Origin of the sequence: Afipia massiliensis (assembly GCF_014203115.1) — a bacterium.
In the GTDB taxonomy this organism is placed as follows: domain Bacteria; phylum Pseudomonadota; class Alphaproteobacteria; order Rhizobiales; family Xanthobacteraceae; genus Afipia; species Afipia massiliensis.
In genome coordinates this window covers 355819-371805 of sequence record NZ_JACHIJ010000005.1, presented here as the reverse complement: position 1 = coordinate 371805, position 15987 = coordinate 355819, and the positions used below count along the sequence as shown (strand labels likewise).

The window sequence follows — 15987 nt, the reverse complement described above, 5'->3', positions numbered from 1 at the left end:
TTCGCCACCAGCGTCCTCATACCATTCGTTCGGGGACAGACTGACATAACATGATCGCCGGACGGAATCTCGCACGATGAGTATTCAGGATGCCAGGCTGCGATTCGAGCCTTTGCTCCGGCGCGTCTTTCATTTCTATTCCCGGTTCGCCCGGGGCATGACGCTCGGCGTGCGCGCGGTCGTGCTCGATGGCGAGAATCGCGTGTTTCTGGTCAAGCACAGCTACGTTTCCGGCTGGCACCTGCCGGGCGGCGGGGTCGAGACCGGCGAGACCTTTCTGAGTTCGCTCAGGCGCGAACTGATCGAGGAGGGCCGCATCGAGATGACCGGCGAGCCGCTGCTTCACGGGCTGTTCTTCAACCGCCGGGTGTCGCCGCGCGACCATGTCGCGGTCTATGTCGTGCGCCAGTACCGGCAGGACCAGATGCCGAAGCCCAACCACGAGATCGTGGCGTGCGGGTTCTTCGCCGTGGCCGAACTGCCGCCGGAGACCACCCGCGGCACGCGGGCGCGGATCGCCGAAGTGCTGGATAGCAAGCCTTTGATCGAGGACTGGATCTAAATATGCCGGTCTCGGCAATGGACCGTGCCCGCGTCAGATGCTATCTGCCGTCTGATATGTCCGATCTTTCCCTTACCATATTGGCCGAGACCCGCGGCGACGAGCAGGCCATCGAGCGCCTGCACGAACGTACGTTCGGCCCCGGCCGTTACGCACTCAGCGCCTATCGTCTGCGCGAGCATGTCGATCATCTGCTCGACCTGTCATTTACCGCGCGGATCGGCACGCTGATGGTCGGCTCGGTGCGGCAGTTGCCGGTCTGTGTCGGCAATACGCCAGCGCTGCTGCTCGGGCCGTTGACGGTCGAACCACCATTTCGGGATCGTGGCGTCGGCCGTGCGCTGCTTGAGCGCGCCCTGAAGGATGCGAAGACGAAGGGGCATAGTCTGGTGCTGCTGGTCGGCGACGAAGCGTATTACAGCCGCGCCGGCTTCAAGCGGATTCCAAAGGGGCGGGCGACGATGCCGGGACCGGTCGATCACGCGCGGCTTCTGGTACGCGAACTGGTCGACGGCGCATTCGAAGGCGTCAGCGGCGCCATCCGGCCGGACTGGACATTCGCGCGGGCGCTTTAGCCCTACGCGAGTTCATCGGCGCGCCGCCATCTGGGAAACGGATCGGCCAGCTTCGCCCACTCCTTGATATTCATGCCGGGCTTACCGTCCACAAGACAGGCATCGAGTCGCGCGCGGATCTCGGTTTCATTCATGCCGGTGCCGATGAAGACGATCTCCTGACGGCGGTCGCCATAGATGTCGCTCCAGTTTTTCTTGAGCGATTGCCGCCAGAACGGATCGTCGGGCCAGCGGTCCGCCGGGACATTCGCCCACCAGAACCCCAAAGCTTCGGTTTTGACGATGGCGCCGGCTTGGCTGATTTCGCCAAGCCATTCCGGGCGCGTTGCGATCCAGAAGTGCCCCTTGGCGCGGATCACGCCGCCCCAGCTTTCGTGCAGAAATTTGTGAAATCTCACCGGGTCGAACGGACGGCGTGCGCGGTAGACGAAGTTCTTTACGCCGTACTCCTCCGTTTCGGGCACATGGTCGGCGAAGCCATACAATTCCTTGAACCACAGCGGATGCTGTTGCGCCCGCTCGAAATCGAAACGGCCGGTGTTAAGAATGCGCTCGAATGGCGCGCGCGAGAAACTCGTCTCGACGATATCGGCTTCCGCATTGAGCGATCGGATGATCTGACGTGCAGCGTCGCGCTGCGCCGGGGTTGCGTCATCGACCTTGTTCAGCACGACTACGTCGGCGAATTCGATCTGCTCGACGAGCAGGTCGACGAGCGTGCGTTTGTCATCGTCGCCCAGGGATTCGCCGCGGTCTTTCAGAAAATCCGTTGAGGCGTAATCGCGCAGCAGATTCACGGCATCGACGACCGTCACCATCGTATCGAGGATCGCGACGTCCGAAAGGCTTTCGCCGTCTTCGGTACGGAAGTCGAATGTCGCGGCCACCGGGAGAGGTTCGGAGATGCCGGTCGATTCGATCAGCAGGTAGTCGAAGCGATCACTTTCAGCGAGCGCGCGGACTTCTTTCAGCAGGTCGTCGCGCAATGTGCAGCAGATGCAGCCGTTGGTCATCTCGACCAGCTTCTCATCAGTCCGGGACAGATTCGCACCGCCATCGCGAATGAGGTCGGCGTCGATATTCACTTCGCTCATGTCGTTCACGATCACAGCCACTTTCAGGCCCTGACGGTTGTTCAGCACGTGATTCATGAGCGTCGTCTTCCCCGCACCGAGGAAGCCGGACAAGACAGTGACGGGGAGTTTTTGCATCGAGATCAAAGAGCCTGTTGAGGGCGCGAAGCCGGGAGGAACGGGAAGCAGCCAACGCAGCACCTGTTTCGTGATAATGTAATGTTATAACATAACATTCAGAAGGCTGAACTATGGCGGAGGGCCAAGAGAGTTGGATCCTTTGAGAAGAATCCAGAAATCTTGCAGCGTCGATCGTAGCCAACGATTGCTGCGATCGACGCTGCGACGTTCAGTACTTCACATTCGCGAACATGCGCACGCCGAGGCCCGGCATCAGGACCTGATCCTTGCTGTAGGACACGGAGTTGCGGATGTCTTCGTTGAGCAGGTTGTCGCCGACAACGCCGAACGTGAACTCCTGCGCGCCCCACCAGTCGGTCTTGGCAAGTTTCGTGGTGTAGCTCAGTTCGGCCTTCAGGCGATTGTAACCCGGCGTCGATGTCTCGATGTCGCCGATGTTGTTCTGCGCGAAGGCGTGCAGCAGGTTGACGCGCGCGAGCCAGTTGGCGTCGCGATAGTAGATGCCGCCGCCGAGCCGCTGCGGCGGAATGCGCGGCACATTGGTGCCGTCGGTGAAGGTGGCGCGCACGATGTCATACTGTCCCTCGACGCCGAATTGTCCGGCCAAGACCGGCAGCACGTCGTACTGGAACTGGAATTCAGCGCCGCGGAAGTTTGCGTCCTTCTGCGAGTAGATCGCCTGGTTGAGTTCGAGGCCGGGGCCTGCGACGCACGCGACGTCCTCACACGTATTGCCGGTCAGCCGCCGATAGATGAAGCCGTCGAAGCGCGTGACATAACCGGTCAGTTCGAACCGGAACGGTCCCGTCGCCTTCCGCAATCCGACCTCGATCGATTTCGCGGTCTCGATGCCGAGATTTGGATTGCCGATGTCGAAGGTGACGGTGGCATCGTGTCCGCCGCGCGAGAATAGCTCGGCAGGCTTGGGTGCGCGTTCGGTGTATTGGCCGGTGATGCTGGCCGCCAGATTCCAGGGAAGATTCTGGATCAGGCCGACGCTGCCGCTCATCGGCGTGAAATTCAGGTTGCGCGACGTGGCAGGGCCGATCCCGGCAGGATCGACGTTGAGATCGAACAACTCCGGAATGAAGCTCGGCGTGGTGCCGGTCAGATTGACTTGCTCGATGCGGGCCGCCACCTGCGCCTTGGTGATTTTGCTGAACTTCAGTTCGTTGAAGATGTATCCCGCGACCTTGGTGTTCTTGTTCGGATCCCACAGGCCGTTCAGCGGGCTGCCCGGATCGTCCGGGCTTGGCGCGGTCAGTTCCTGATGCGACGCCTGCACGCCGACCGCAGTGGTCAGTGCCGCGAAACGCAGGTTCAGCGGCATGAATTGCACTTCGACGCGGCCTTCCTGCTCCTTGTTGGTGAAGGTCTGGCGCACGCCGTCGCTGGAGAAATCCGCCGGATCGGCGAGGCCGATTTCGTTGTGCTTGTAGTTAGTCGCGCCTGCCCAGAAACGGATCACCTCAATGGCGGCGGAATTCGGATGGTAATCGCCCTTCACCGTCAGCTTGGTCTGCCGCGCGCTGATGCGGGTGCGGTGCTCTTCGCCGTCGATGCCGGGAATACCATAAATGCTGTTGTTCTGTTGCACGGCCGCGCCGATGAAGCCGCCCGCGAAGAAGTACGACCCACCGATCGATGCGCCATCGGACTGTGTTGCGGAGTTCGGCTGCTTGCCCGCGAACGGCCGGCTCGGATCGAAGCGGTAAGGCGAATTCGGTACGCTGTAGTCTTCGGTCTTGCGTGCGAAGGCGTCGGCATGGATCGCGACGTTGTTTCCTGCTGCATCGAGCAGCACAGCACCTTCACGTCCACGATCGACGCTCGACAGCGCTGAGCGCGCCTCGAAGCTGGCGCAGGGGTTCGAAGCTGAAAGCTGCGGCGCCTTGACGTTGTATCCGTAGGTCTGGATCGATGGCACCGCGCTGCACGGCAGGGTTTCAGGAATGCGGTTGTTGCTGGCGCTGACTACGCCGCCGATCGACTGCGATCCGTAACGCAACGTCGCCGGCCCACGAATGACTTCGACCTGATTGGTGGACAGCGGATCGATCGGCACGAAATGATCTTCGCCGAGATCGGATGCACCGTTGCTGCCGATGCCGTTCTCGACGATGCCGACCCGGTTGACGTCGAGTCCGCGAATGATCGGGCGGCTCGATGCCCCGGGCGCGAACGACGAGCCGGTGATGCCGGGTTTGTTGTTCAGGAGATCGCCGAGCGTCGAAGCCGCGCTGCGGCGGATTTCCTCGTTCGGAACCACAGTGACGGTGGCGAACTGATCGGTAACGATCGGCAGCGTGCCCGCATAGGTCTCCGGATTGGGCGCAGGTGCCGCAGGCGGCGCTGCGGTCGTGGTGCGGCCAGGCTGCGCACGATGCTGGTGCGGTCGCTGGATAGGACTCGGCGCCTGCACGACGATCTCAGGCAGTGTTGTGCCGGCGCCCGGATCGGCCTGCTGCGACCGCGCAGCGCCGTTGACGAGAAGCGCCATCGCGACGGCGGAGCCGCCGGCCAATGAGGCACGAAGAAACTTGTACGACATGATGCTTTGATCCTGATGCCGTGTCCGTCTTTGCGGAGTCGGGCGGCTCACCTCGAATGTCCCGCGATCACCGCTGCGCGGCGAATGTCGGGATCGGACAACAATTCGAGTCAGGCTTGCGGAGGTGCGCGGGAGCGAAATGCGCTCCGGCGGGAGTCGGATGCGATGGCTTCGGGATGAAACGCGGTTTGCAGCGCCGTGATCGCCAGGGGCACCGTCAGCGATGGCGGGGCCGCTGCAATGAGAGTGTTGGCCATCGCGACCGTGGCGCAGATCGCGCACAGGTCGCGGTGGACGCCCTGATGATCGTGATCATCGTGATCGGCGTCAGGCGTCGAGGCCAGCGACAGACTCGCAGAAACCGAAATACCAGCCTCGGCGACATCGTGATGGGTATGGCCGAACGACAGGCCAAGCTGCAGCGCCAGCGCAAACAGCGCCAGCAGCGATAGCCTTTTCGCCTTTGATCTCAGCCAGTTCATCAGGAATTACGCCCCGTCCCATCCGCATCCGGTCCTGATAGGGCCGGTTTCAGATGTTATAATATAACATCGCCGGTCGGGGGCGGGGTGTCAACACGGGAAGGCTGGGCTTGCCGAAGAAGGCGGCCGCACGAGGCCAAAAGGACACAGGGCAAAGATCGTTCGGGGTCGCCAATGCCGCCAGCGGAGTGCCAGTGATCGGCGGATCGGGCGTGCGGATGCGGGCGGTATGGTTGACCGAATCGTAACGAACGGCTGTTCTCATTCGTGCGAGGAGAGCGTGAATGCTCAAGTATTTTGAGAACGTCCGTCTTGTGCGAATGGCTGACGGTAAAACCTACAAGCTCATTCGGGATCTAGGCTTGGTCAAAGGCGGGAAGGGACTTCGCTGCCACGAAGCCATCATGACCTTCCAGCTCAAGCTGAAGCCAGTCAGCATTCATGTTCCGTTGTCGGAGCTTATCTCGATGCTGTCGGTCGCAGTGGCACGGCGTTCGGCCGCGTAATCTCTCACTCTCGATGATTTTTCTGACCGGGTGTCCATTGACCCAGTCGGCCAATGGCTGATGCCGGTTGAAACCGTCAGCGGCCTTCGCGCAGCCAGGTGCTGGCGAATGCGCCGAGCAGCAACAGCAGCCCGATCAGGCCGGCGAAGATCGGCAGCACGCCGATGCCGCGCACGACACTGGCATCGCGCATCTTCACCCCGAGCCAGCCTTCTCCGCGAAACACCGTCGAGGCGCGCACCGGCAGCACGCGCGGCAGATCGATGCTGCCGCTGTCAGCTACGCGGCGGGTATCGCCGCCGGTTGCCTGCACCAGCGGACGCAGCGCTTCGGTCGTCGATGTGACTTCCGCGAACTCTTTCGGGTTGACCGGGCCGACATTGATCAGCGCCTTGAGCGAGCCGTCGGTCGCCTGCCACAGGCCGAGTTCATCGGCGCTGAGCGAGGCTCGCCATTCACCGGGATCGGCCGCGGTCAGGTTGACCTGACGCGTCACGCCGGACGGCGAAGTGACGGTGACGGGCACCACGGCGTCGGCCATGGTCTGTCGCACGACAACGAGATCGCGTCCTTCGACCTTGAGGCGCAGCGCTTCCTCGTCGAGGTCCGGCTGCTTCATCAGCCAGTGCGACATCCGCCGCAGCAGATCGAGATGCGGGCCGCCGCCTTCATAGCCGCGCGCCCACAGCCAGATGTGATCGGACAGCAGCAGCGCGACGCGGCCTTCACCCTGCCGCGACAGCAACAGCAGCGGTTTGCCGTCGGTGCCTTCCATGATCGGCGGATTGGCGGGATTGCGGGTGTCGATCAGGCGGAAGAAGCGGCTCCAGTGCGGCGGTTCGCTGCCGGAGCCTTCAAGCCCGCGCGTCACAGGATGGCGCTTGCCGATATTGGTCAGGCGCGCCGTGAAGGCCTGTTCGGTGACGCCGACCGGTTCGGCAGGCAGGATCGTATCCAGCGGCGTACGCCAGATGCTGGTCTGGCTGGCGTAGTCAGGACCCGCGGACACCAGCACCGCGCCGCCGCCACGCACGTAGCGCGCGATGTTGTCGAAATACGAGATCGGCAACACACCTTGCCGGGCGTAGCGATCGAAGATGATCAACTGAAACTCGTTGATCTTCTGCTGGAACAGTTCGCGCGTCGGGAAGGCGATCAGCGACAGTTCGTTGATCGGCGTGCCGTCCTGCTTCTCGGGCGGGCGCAGAATGGTGAAGTGCACCAGGTCGACGCTGGCATCCGACTTCAGCAGGTTGCGCCAGGTGCGCTCCCCTGAATGAGGCTCGCCGGAGACCAGCAACACGCGCAGCTTGTCGCGCACGCCGTCGATCGACACCACGGCGCGGTTGTTCACCGGCGTCAGTTCGCCCTCGAGTTTCGAGGCTTCGATCTCGACGATGTTCGGGCCGGCATGCGGAATGTCGATAGTGACGCTCACCTGCTCGCCGCTGCGCACCGCGCGCTCGCTGAGCACATCCCCATCGCGCCGGACCGTGACGCGTGCGCTCTGGCCGGTCACGCCCTGATCGTCGAGACGATAGGTGATGGTCTGGGTCTGGCCGACGATGCCAAATCGAGGTGCGGCGACGATGGCGACGCGGCGGTCGCGCTCGTTGCTGCGGCCTGTAATCAGAGCATGAACCGGCGCGTTGAAGCCGATAGCGGCGGCATTGGCGGGAATGTCATGAACGCGCCCGTCGGTGATCAGGAACGCGCCGGCAACGCGGTCGGTCGGCACATCGGACAGCGCCGATGTGACTGCGGAGAACAGTTTTGTGCCGTCGGTTTCGCCGTCGGCCTGTCCAGCTTCGACCGTGCGAACCTCGATCCCCTTGATCTGCTTGAGCCGGTCAACCAGCGCATCGCGCGCCTCGTTGGTTTCGCGGGTGCGCTCGCCGAAATTCTGGCTCGGACTCTTGTCGACCACAACGGCGACGACCGACGAGAGAGGTTCGCGCTCCTCGCGCGTGAACGACGGATTGGCCAGCGCCAGCAGGATCAGCGCCAGCGCGGCAATGCGGATTGCAGCGCCGCGTGCACGCGCCACCATCAGCACAGCCGCGATCACGACGATCGCAGCAAGGCCGATCCACAGCACGAGTGTGGGAACGAGAGGCGCGAAGGCGATGCCGTACTGCATAATGTTATTGTCCCAGCCGTTCGATGAGGGCGGGTGCGTGCACCTGATCAGCCTTGTAGTTGCCGGTCAGGGTGTACATCACGATGTTGACGCCGGAACGGAAGGCCATTTCGCGCTGGCGCGGATCGCCCGGTGTCAGCGGCAGCATCGGCTGGCCGTCGGTCCGCATCGCCCATGCGCCGGCAAGATCGTTCGAGGTGATGATGATCGGCGAGACGCCGTCGCCACCGCGTGCGGGCCGGTCGGCGGCTTCCTCGTCGTCGACTCGCGGCAGTGTTTCGACCCATGTCTGCCCCGAGTTGAAACGGCCCGGGAAGTCGCGCAGCAGGTAGAACGTCTTGGTCAGCACGTGTTCGCGCGGCACCGGCTCAAGCTCGGGAATATCAAGCGAGGACAAAATCTCGCGCAGCGTCAGCATGCCGGGGGTTTGCGATTCACCGCCCGGACCCGGTGGTGCTTCGGTGGCATCGCGGGTGTCGAACAGCACCGTGCCGCCCTGCTTCATGTAGGCGTCGAGCTTGTTGATGGCGTCCTGCGATGGCTTCGGCGCGCCCGTGATCACCGGCCAGTACACCAGCGGGAAGAAGGCGAGTTCGTCGCGCGCCGGATCGACGCCGACGGGTTCGCCCGCTTCCAGTGCGGTGCGTTGCGCCAGAAACAGCGTCAGGCCCGACAGGCCGGCTTTGACGATCGAATCGACGTCGGCATTTCCGGTGACGACATAGGCGAGGCGGGTCTGTGCGACAGACTTGATGGCGAAGTCATCGTTGGCGGGGTTGCTTGCAGGACGGTTCGCGGGCGCACTTTTCGCCGGAGCTTTGGGAGCTTGCGCATAAGATGGCGAGGGCAAGCCAGTCACAGACGCCAGCGCAAACGCGACGGCGAGCGCTGCCGTCGCCGTCCGCCGCCGCAGCAGAGCCGCGAGGCCGCCGCCCAGAATAGCGACGATGATCGCGTCGATCAGGAACAGCGCCAGTGCAGTGGAGAGCAGGATGCCGCGCAGATCGCGCGGTTCGGCGTTGGTGTAGGTCGCGCGGCGTGCCTTCAATGCGGAGGTATCAAGCGGTGCGAGCCTGTCCGCAGCCGCCAGTGCGTTCACCGCGAGTGGGCCATCTGCTGGACCATAAAGACCGGGCGGATGATCGGGCGTGGCGCGGTCGCGATAGTCCGCGCGCAACGGCTTTGCGGTGGAGGGCGGCGGTCCGAAAGCGCCGAAGCCGTCGAGGGTGCGGATCGGCGCAACAGTTTCCGCTCCGGCTTCGGCGGCGACACCCGCGCCCACGTTGGCCGTATAGCCGGACATATCGACAATTCGCCGCAGCATCTCGACGAAGGTGCCAGACAATGGCAGGTCCGACCAGCGCATATCGGCGCTGATATGGAACAGCGCGATCAAGCCTTTGTCACGATGTTCGCCGGTTACCAGCGGCGTGCCGTCGGCAAGCGAGGCCCAGCTTTTTGAGGCAAGCCCGGGATCGGGCTCGGCCAGCACTTGACGCGTCACGGTGATGTCCTTCGGAACGGCAAGGCCAGCGAACGGTCCGTCGGCGGTGAACGACGCCAGCGGCTGCGGCTTTTCCCAGGTGAGGCTGCCACCGAGGCTGCGTCCACCACGCCGTAGTCTCACCGGCACGAGATCGTCGTCGCCTGCGGCAAGGCGCGGCCCGGCGAAGCGCACCAGCACGCCGCCCTGCCTGATCCATGTGTTGAGCCGGTCGCGGATCTCAGGCGACAAGGTGCCGACGTCCGCAAGCACGATCATCGGCAGCTTCTGGTCGAGAAACTGTCCGATCGCGACTGCAGGCGAGCCGCGCTCGCCAAGCCGCACATCGGCGAACGGCGCCAGCGCGCGCGTGAGATAGAATGTCGAGGCCAGCAGCGGTTGCGCCGTGTCGCTCGTGGCGCCGGAAACGATGCCGATGGCGCGCCGGCGCCAGCGCTTGTCGAGCAATTGGACCGCGCCGGCGGAACGCTCGCCGGAGACTTCGAGGCGCGTGATGTCGTTGCGCAATTCCACCGGCAGGTCGAAGCTCGCCTCGGTTTCGCGATCCTGTGCACCGAAGGCAAACTTCGCCTCGCCGATCGGTGAGCCCTTCTGGTCGAGCGCGCGCACAAGCCCGGCGTCGCCACCGCCGGTATTGGCGCGCAGCACCTTAACCGTCATTTTCGCCGCTGCGTTCTCCGCTGCGACCAGCGCATGCGCTGGCGGCATACCGCCTTCGAAAATCGTCAGCGCGCGATCCTGAATCGTTTTCGCCAGGCCTTCGGTGAACTCGCTGCCGCGTCCGGTATCGATGCCGTCGCTGAGCCAGACGATTTCGCCGTCGCCGGTCTTGGCAAGGAAGCGCGTCAGCGCGGGCAGCGTCTCCACCCGTTCGACCGAGTAGGGCTTCGGCGCAAGCTGGCGCAGTGTCACGCGCGCGGTGCCTGCAGGAATCAGCGTGATATCGCGGGTCGAGTCCGACAGCGGAACGAGCGCGACAGCGCGCCGGTCGGCCTCTGCATTGGAAATCAGTTCGTCGGCGGTCTTGATGCGTGCATCCCAGCTGGACGCAGCGCTCCAGCCGTCATCGAGGAGCAGCACCAGCGGCGCGCTGGAGCGCGTCACGCCCTCGCCCGGATTCCAGATCGGACCGGCGGCGGCGAGAATGACGAGCGCGGCGGCGAGCAGGCGCAACAGTGTCAGCCACCAGGGCGAGCGTGACGGGGTTTCTTCCTTCGGCGCAATGTCGAACAGCAGGCGCGTCGGCGGAAAATCGACGCGGCGCGGACGCGGTGGCATGACGCGCAGCAGCCACCACAGCGCCGGCAGGCTCAGCAGTCCCATCAGCAGCCACGGCTCGGCGAATGAGAGCGGCAGGCCCATCATGAGCTGCGCCCCGCTGTCACGGCGACGCGGCCTGCGCTGCCTTTGGCGACCATCATGCCGCTGTGCAGATACAACAGAAGTTCGGCAGCGGAGCGATCGGTGGTGTGGGTCGAGAACAGCCAGCCGAGCCTGTTGGTTTCCTCGCGAATGGCGGCCCGATGCGCGGCGACGCGCGCGATATAGTCCTTTGCCCAGGTTTCGGCGCGCCCGGCCGTGATGACCTCGCCGCCCTCGGGCTCGACGAATTCGACACGGCCGGAATAGGGGAATGTCTCCTCGGCGGGATCGACGACCTGCAATAGTGTGCCGTGCGCGCCCGACGAGGAGAGTCCGGCGAGCATGGCGCGGATGTCGCCGATGGGCGACCAGAAATCAGACAGCACCACGACTTCCGACAGCGCCGACGGCACGAAGGACGGCGGCAGGCTCGAACGCGCGACGGTGTCGTGCACGATGGCCTGCGCCATCTTGTCGACGATGTTGCTGCTCGAACTCGGATTCATCAGGCCGGGAATGCCGACGCGCTCGCCGCCTGCGACCAGCAGGTCGGCCAGCGCGAACGTCACCACCAGCGCGCGCTCGAGCTTGCTGTCGCGCGCGGTCTTCGAGGCGAACGCCATCGATTTGGAGCGATCCGGCCACAGCCACACGGTGTGCGCGGCCTCCCATTCCTGCTCGCGGACGTAAAGATGATCGTCGCGCGCCGAACGCCGCCAGTCGACATTCTGCGCGGCTTCGCCGGAGACGAAGCGGCGATATTGCCAGAAATTTTCGCCGGTGCCGGCGCGCCGCCGCCCGTGCAGGCCGTGGATCACGTTGGCCGAGATGCGCCGCGCTTCCAGCACGAGACGCGGCAGCGACGCGGCGAGCGAACGGCTTTCACCATCGGCACGCCGGACTGCTTCGATCTCCTGAAGTGCTGGTTGCGGCCGTGCTGCCATCAACCGATCCGTGATTTGAGTTGCTTGATGATGTCGGGAATGGTGCGGCCCTCCGCGCGCGCCGAGAACGTCAGCGCCATGCGATGCTTCAATACGGGCTCCGCGAGATCCAGCACGTCGTCGATCGACGGCGCGAGCCGTCCGTCGAGCAGCGCGCGCGCGCGAACCGCGAGCATCAGTGCCTGGCTGGCGCGCGGACCCGGTCCCCACGCGATCGACTTGCCGATTTCGCCGCTATCCTCACCCGGACGCGCGGAGCGGACGAGGGACAGAATCGCCTCAACCACGGAATCGCCGACCGGCAGGCGGCGCACCAGCCGCTGTGCGGTGAGCAGCGTTTCGGCGGTCATCGCCACTTTCGCGACCGACTGGTCCGCGCCGGTGGTGTCGAACAGGATCTTGCGCTCGGCGTCACGGTCCGGATATTCGACATCGATTTCCATCAGGAAGCGGTCGAGCTGGGCTTCCGGCAGCGGATAGGTGCCTTCCTGCTCCAGCGGATTCTGCGTGGCGAGCACATGGAACGGCTTCGGCAGATCGTGGCGCGCGCCGGCGACGGTGATGTGCTGCTCTTGCATCGCCTGCAGCAACGCAGACTGCGTGCGCGGGCTGGCGCGGTTGATTTCGTCTGCCATCAGGAGTTGTGCGAACACCGGCCCCGCGATGAAGCGGAATGAGCGCTTGCCGCTGACGCTTTCATCCAGCACTTCAGCTCCGAGAATATCCGACGGCATCAGGTCCGGCGTGAACTGCACGCGCTTGGCATCGAGGCCGAGCGTGATGCCCAGTGTTTCGACCAGCTTGGTCTTCGCCAGACCCGGAACGCCGATCAGCAATGCGTGTCCGCCCGACAGGATTGTGACCAGCGCATTTTCGACGACACGCTCCTGTCCGAAGATGACGGTCGACACCGCTTCCCGGGCGGTGCGGATGTTCCCCGCGATCTGCTCGGCCGAGCGCACGATCACGTCTTCCAGTTTCTCGACACCTTCTGCGCCAGCCATATTTATCGCTCCTTGCGTGGACCGCACGATTCCGTCTTCGGGTTCCGCGGGACTCAAAGCCCAGACTTCAGACCGCAGGCCCATGCTAAACTCGTGCAAAGGCCATGTATTCTCTTATGTATTCACCCATTCAGCCTGTCCCCACATTAGCGGGTGGGGGGCTTGAAACTCATCACGATGTGGCGAGTAATCGCGCCGGACGCCGGGACGATTTGTTGGTCGTTGTCATGCGTTCTCGATCAGCGGTCTCTCGGCTTCTTGTTGTGCACCATTCGTGCCAAACAGAAGCGTCAACGGTCAGGGCAAACAATGGCGAACCAAGGGCAGAAACAGGAGCCGAATCCGATCCAGCGTCTGGACGGGCTGACTCACGCTGCGCGCGGTGCTGCGACAAAAGGTCTGCCGCCGGTCCATTTGTGGAATCCGCCGTTCTGCGGCGATCTCGACATGCGGATCGCGAACGACGGCACATGGTTCTATCTTGGGACACCGATCGGGCGGCCGGCGCTGGTGAAGCTGTTTTCGACAATTCTCAAGCGCGAGGACGGCAAGTATTTTCTGGTCACTCCGGTGGAGAAAGTTGGTATCCGCGTCGATGACGCGCCGTTTCTCGCCGTGGAGATGGAACAGGACGGCGACGGCGCGGCGCGGGCGTTGAGTTTCCGCACCAATGTCGACGAATGGGTGCCATGCGATGGCGCCCACCGGCTGCGGTTCGAAGCGGCCGCCGACGGTGGGTTAACGCCATACCTCCACGTGCGTGCGGATTTGTGGGCAAAAGTCACACGCGCGCTCTATTATGATCTGGTCGAGATGGGTGAAATTCGCACCGTCGATGGCCGAGAGATGTTCGGGGTCACGTCGGGCGGCGAGTTCTTCTCGATGGCGGACGCCGCGCAGGCGCGCGACCCTGTTTGACAAAAGAGGATTTGGGTTGACGAAGACTGTTTTGAGGGACGCGGTCCCTGACAACATCGCCGCAGCGGCCGAGATCACGTCCGGCGAATTCTTTCGCCGGTCGCGCGAACGCCTGAATTTCGATGTGCCGCCTGGATTGACCGACGCCGCCGTGCTGGCGCCGACGGGCGATTTCGGCACCGATGCGATGCTGGAAATCATCGCGAAAGAACGTCCTGTGCGTCCGGCGGCGGTTCTCGTTCCGATCGTGGAGCGCGATGTGCCGATGGTGCTGCTGACCAAACGCGCCGAACATCTCAACGAGCACGCCGGACAGATATCGTTTCCCGGCGGCAAGATCGATCCGACGGATGCCTCGCCGATGGATGCGGCGCTGCGCGAAGCCGACGAGGAGATCGGGCTCAAGCGGGATTTCGTCGAACCGATCGGTTACCTCGATGTGTATGCAACCGGCTTCGGATTTCGGATTCTGCCGACGCTGGCGCGTGTCCGGCCGGGCTTCGAACTCACGATCAATGCGAATGAAGTGGATGCCGCGTTCGAGGTGCCGCTGGCGTTCCTGATGGACCCGGTCAATCACAAGCTCGGCAGCAAGGAATTCCGCGGTATGCAGCGCTCGTTTTATGAGATGCCGTTCGAGACGCACTACATCTGGGGCGCGACCGCGGGTATGCTGCGCGCGATGTATGAGCGGATCTGTCTTTCATGATCCGTCCCGTTCTCACCGAGATCGCAATCTTCCTCATTCCATTCGCGGTCTATGCGGCGTTCCTTCTGGCAAGCCGCTCGGGGGTCTGGGTCAAGTCGTCGTGGCCGCTGCATGTCGTCGGCAAGCTGGCGGTGGCGGCGTTCGTGCTTGTGATCATCAGCCTGGTATTGCTGGCGCATTTTTCCGGCGCGCCTCCCGGCTCGACCTATACGCCCGCGCGCGTTGAGGACGGCAAGCTGATCCGGGGGTCCGAGAAATGAGCGCTCCGCGTTCGCTGCGCGACGCCCCCTGGTTGAGATCAGGCGCGACGGCGCGGGTGCTCGCTTTGCTCAATGCGGACGGCGAAGAGGCGCGGGTGGCGGGCGGCGCTGTGCGCAATGCGCTGCTCGATCTTCCCGTGGGCGATATCGATATCGCGACCACGGCGCTGCCGGACGAGGTGATCCGCCGCGCCAAGCTTGCGCATATCAAATCGGTGCCGACCGGCGTGGAACATGGCACGGTCACGCTGGTGATCGAGGGCCAGCCGTTCGAAGTGACCACGCTGCGCGAGGACATCGAGACCTTCGGGCGCAAGGCCAAGGTGGCCTTCGGCCGCGACTGGAGGCGCGACGCAATGCGCCGTGACTTCACCATCAACGGCTTGTCAGCGACGCCGGATGGTGTTGTTCACGACGAGGTCGGCGGACTGGCGGACATCGAAGTCCGTCGCGTGCGTTTCATCGGCGAGCCTGCGCAGCGCATCGCCGAGGATTACCTGCGAATCCTGCGCTTCTTCCGGATTCACGCAGCTTATGGCGAGGGTGCGCCAGACCCTGCCGGGTATGAGGCCTGCATTGCCGGGCGCGACGGCCTGTCAGGCCTCTCCGCAGAGCGGATCCGGATGGAAATGCTCAAGTTGATGGTGGCGAAGGGGGCGGCACCGGCGCTGGTGGCGATGGACGACGCTGGATTGTTGCTACGGCTGACGGCGGGCGTAGTCTATCACGGCGCTCTCGCCAACATGATCGCCGCCGAGCGCGAGCTGGGGATTGGACCGGACGCAACGCTCCGCCTTGGCGCATTGGGGGTCGCGGTTACCGAAGATGCGAAGCGCCTGTCGCTTCGTTGGCGACTGTCCAATGCCGAAACCAAGCGCCTCGATTCGATGGGGCATCGCTGGTGGCGGGCGGCCGGCATGGACGAGGCGACGGCGCAGCGCAGGTTGTACCGGCTGGGTGCGCCGCGCTATCTCGACCGGATCATGCTGGCATGGGCGCGGGCGGGGCGGGATTTCAATTCGCCTCAGTGGCGTGATCTGGCGACGCTGCCGCAGCGCTGGACGGCGCCGGTTTTCCCGCTCAAGGCGGCGGACTTCATTGCGCGTGGCATCGCGGAGGGTCCGGCGCTCGGCCACGTCCTGACGCTGGCCGAGGATGCGTGGCTGGCGATGCAGTTTTCGCTCGATGCAGCGGCGCTGAAGATCATCGCCGATGACACCGTCGCGAGATTCACGCGGGATCACCGGCTTTGATCG

The 15987-nt window shown here is 63.9% G+C and carries 14 protein-coding genes; 7 read left to right on the top strand and 7 right to left on the bottom strand.

All coding sequences use genetic code 11. From position 1 onward, the window contains the following. Positions 1-76 precede the first annotated feature (76 nt). Together HNQ36_RS18670 and HNQ36_RS18665 are read left to right on the top strand one after the other, a co-directional pair. Positions 77-562, top strand: a complete 486-nt coding sequence (locus tag HNQ36_RS18670; RefSeq protein ID WP_184087450.1) for an NUDIX domain-containing protein — start codon at positions 77-79, stop codon at positions 560-562. A 56-nt stretch (positions 563-618) separates the two neighbouring features. Next, positions 619-1137, top strand: a complete 519-nt coding sequence (locus tag HNQ36_RS18665; protein WP_184087448.1) for a GNAT family N-acetyltransferase — start codon at positions 619-621, stop codon at positions 1135-1137. A 2-nt stretch (positions 1138-1139) separates the two neighbouring features. Here HNQ36_RS18665 and zigA read toward each other — a convergent pair whose 3' ends face one another. The 3 genes from zigA to HNQ36_RS18650 form a co-directional block, all read right to left on the bottom strand. Then, positions 1140-2348, bottom strand: a complete 1209-nt coding sequence (gene zigA / locus HNQ36_RS18660) for a zinc metallochaperone GTPase ZigA (RefSeq protein ID WP_184087446.1) — start codon at positions 2346-2348, stop codon at positions 1140-1142. A 211-nt stretch (positions 2349-2559) separates the two neighbouring features. Continuing rightward, complete coding sequence (locus tag HNQ36_RS18655; RefSeq protein WP_184087444.1) at positions 2560-4902, bottom strand: TonB-dependent receptor; 2343 nt, start codon at positions 4900-4902, stop codon at positions 2560-2562. A 110-nt stretch (positions 4903-5012) separates the two neighbouring features. Further along, on the bottom strand, positions 5013-5384 hold the full coding sequence (locus HNQ36_RS18650) for a DUF2946 family protein (protein WP_184087442.1): 372 nt from the start codon (positions 5382-5384) through the stop codon (positions 5013-5015). A gap of 284 nt (positions 5385-5668) precedes the next feature. On the opposite strand from HNQ36_RS18650, the gene HNQ36_RS18645 reads away from it, so the two are divergent. Continuing rightward, a complete protein-coding gene (locus HNQ36_RS18645; protein WP_006018966.1) occupies positions 5669-5890 on the top strand; it encodes a hypothetical protein in 222 nt (73 codons plus the stop codon). A gap of 76 nt (positions 5891-5966) precedes the next feature. Here HNQ36_RS18645 and HNQ36_RS18640 read toward each other — a convergent pair whose 3' ends face one another. The 4 genes from HNQ36_RS18640 to HNQ36_RS18625 are packed head-to-tail and all read right to left on the bottom strand — an operon-like array spanning position 5967 to position 12844. Then, a complete protein-coding gene (locus HNQ36_RS18640; RefSeq protein ID WP_184087440.1) occupies positions 5967-8030 on the bottom strand; it encodes a hypothetical protein in 2064 nt (687 codons plus the stop codon). A gap of 4 nt (positions 8031-8034) precedes the next feature. After that, positions 8035-10899 (bottom strand): DUF4159 domain-containing protein, encoded by a 2865-nt coding sequence (locus HNQ36_RS18635; protein ID WP_184087438.1) that lies wholly within the window; start codon positions 10897-10899, stop codon positions 8035-8037. After that, a complete protein-coding gene (locus HNQ36_RS18630) occupies positions 10896-11840 on the bottom strand; it encodes a DUF58 domain-containing protein (RefSeq protein ID WP_184087436.1) in 945 nt (314 codons plus the stop codon). The genes HNQ36_RS18635 and HNQ36_RS18630 overlap by 4 nt, the downstream gene beginning before the upstream one ends. After that, a complete protein-coding gene (locus HNQ36_RS18625) occupies positions 11840-12844 on the bottom strand; it encodes an AAA family ATPase (RefSeq protein WP_046829808.1) in 1005 nt (334 codons plus the stop codon). Before HNQ36_RS18625 ends, HNQ36_RS18630 begins: the two co-directional genes overlap by 1 nt. A gap of 309 nt (positions 12845-13153) precedes the next feature. On the opposite strand from HNQ36_RS18625, the gene HNQ36_RS18620 reads away from it, so the two are divergent. Genes HNQ36_RS18620 through HNQ36_RS18605 form a run of 4 tightly spaced genes read left to right on the top strand, consistent with a single transcriptional unit; the run spans position 13154 to position 15984 of the window. Continuing rightward, complete coding sequence (locus HNQ36_RS18620) at positions 13154-13762, top strand: DUF1285 domain-containing protein (RefSeq protein WP_184087434.1); 609 nt, start codon at positions 13154-13156, stop codon at positions 13760-13762. 16 nt (positions 13763-13778) lie between these two features. Then, entirely contained in the window at positions 13779-14471 is a 693-nt protein-coding gene (locus HNQ36_RS18615; RefSeq protein WP_184087432.1) for a CoA pyrophosphatase, read from the top strand. Beyond that, positions 14468-14731 (top strand): DUF6111 family protein, encoded by a 264-nt coding sequence (locus HNQ36_RS18610; RefSeq protein ID WP_184087430.1) that lies wholly within the window; start codon positions 14468-14470, stop codon positions 14729-14731. The genes HNQ36_RS18615 and HNQ36_RS18610 overlap by 4 nt, the downstream gene beginning before the upstream one ends. Next, a complete protein-coding gene (locus tag HNQ36_RS18605; RefSeq protein ID WP_184087428.1) occupies positions 14728-15984 on the top strand; it encodes a CCA tRNA nucleotidyltransferase in 1257 nt (418 codons plus the stop codon). The genes HNQ36_RS18610 and HNQ36_RS18605 overlap by 4 nt, the downstream gene beginning before the upstream one ends. The last annotated feature ends 3 nt before the right edge of the window (positions 15985-15987 follow it).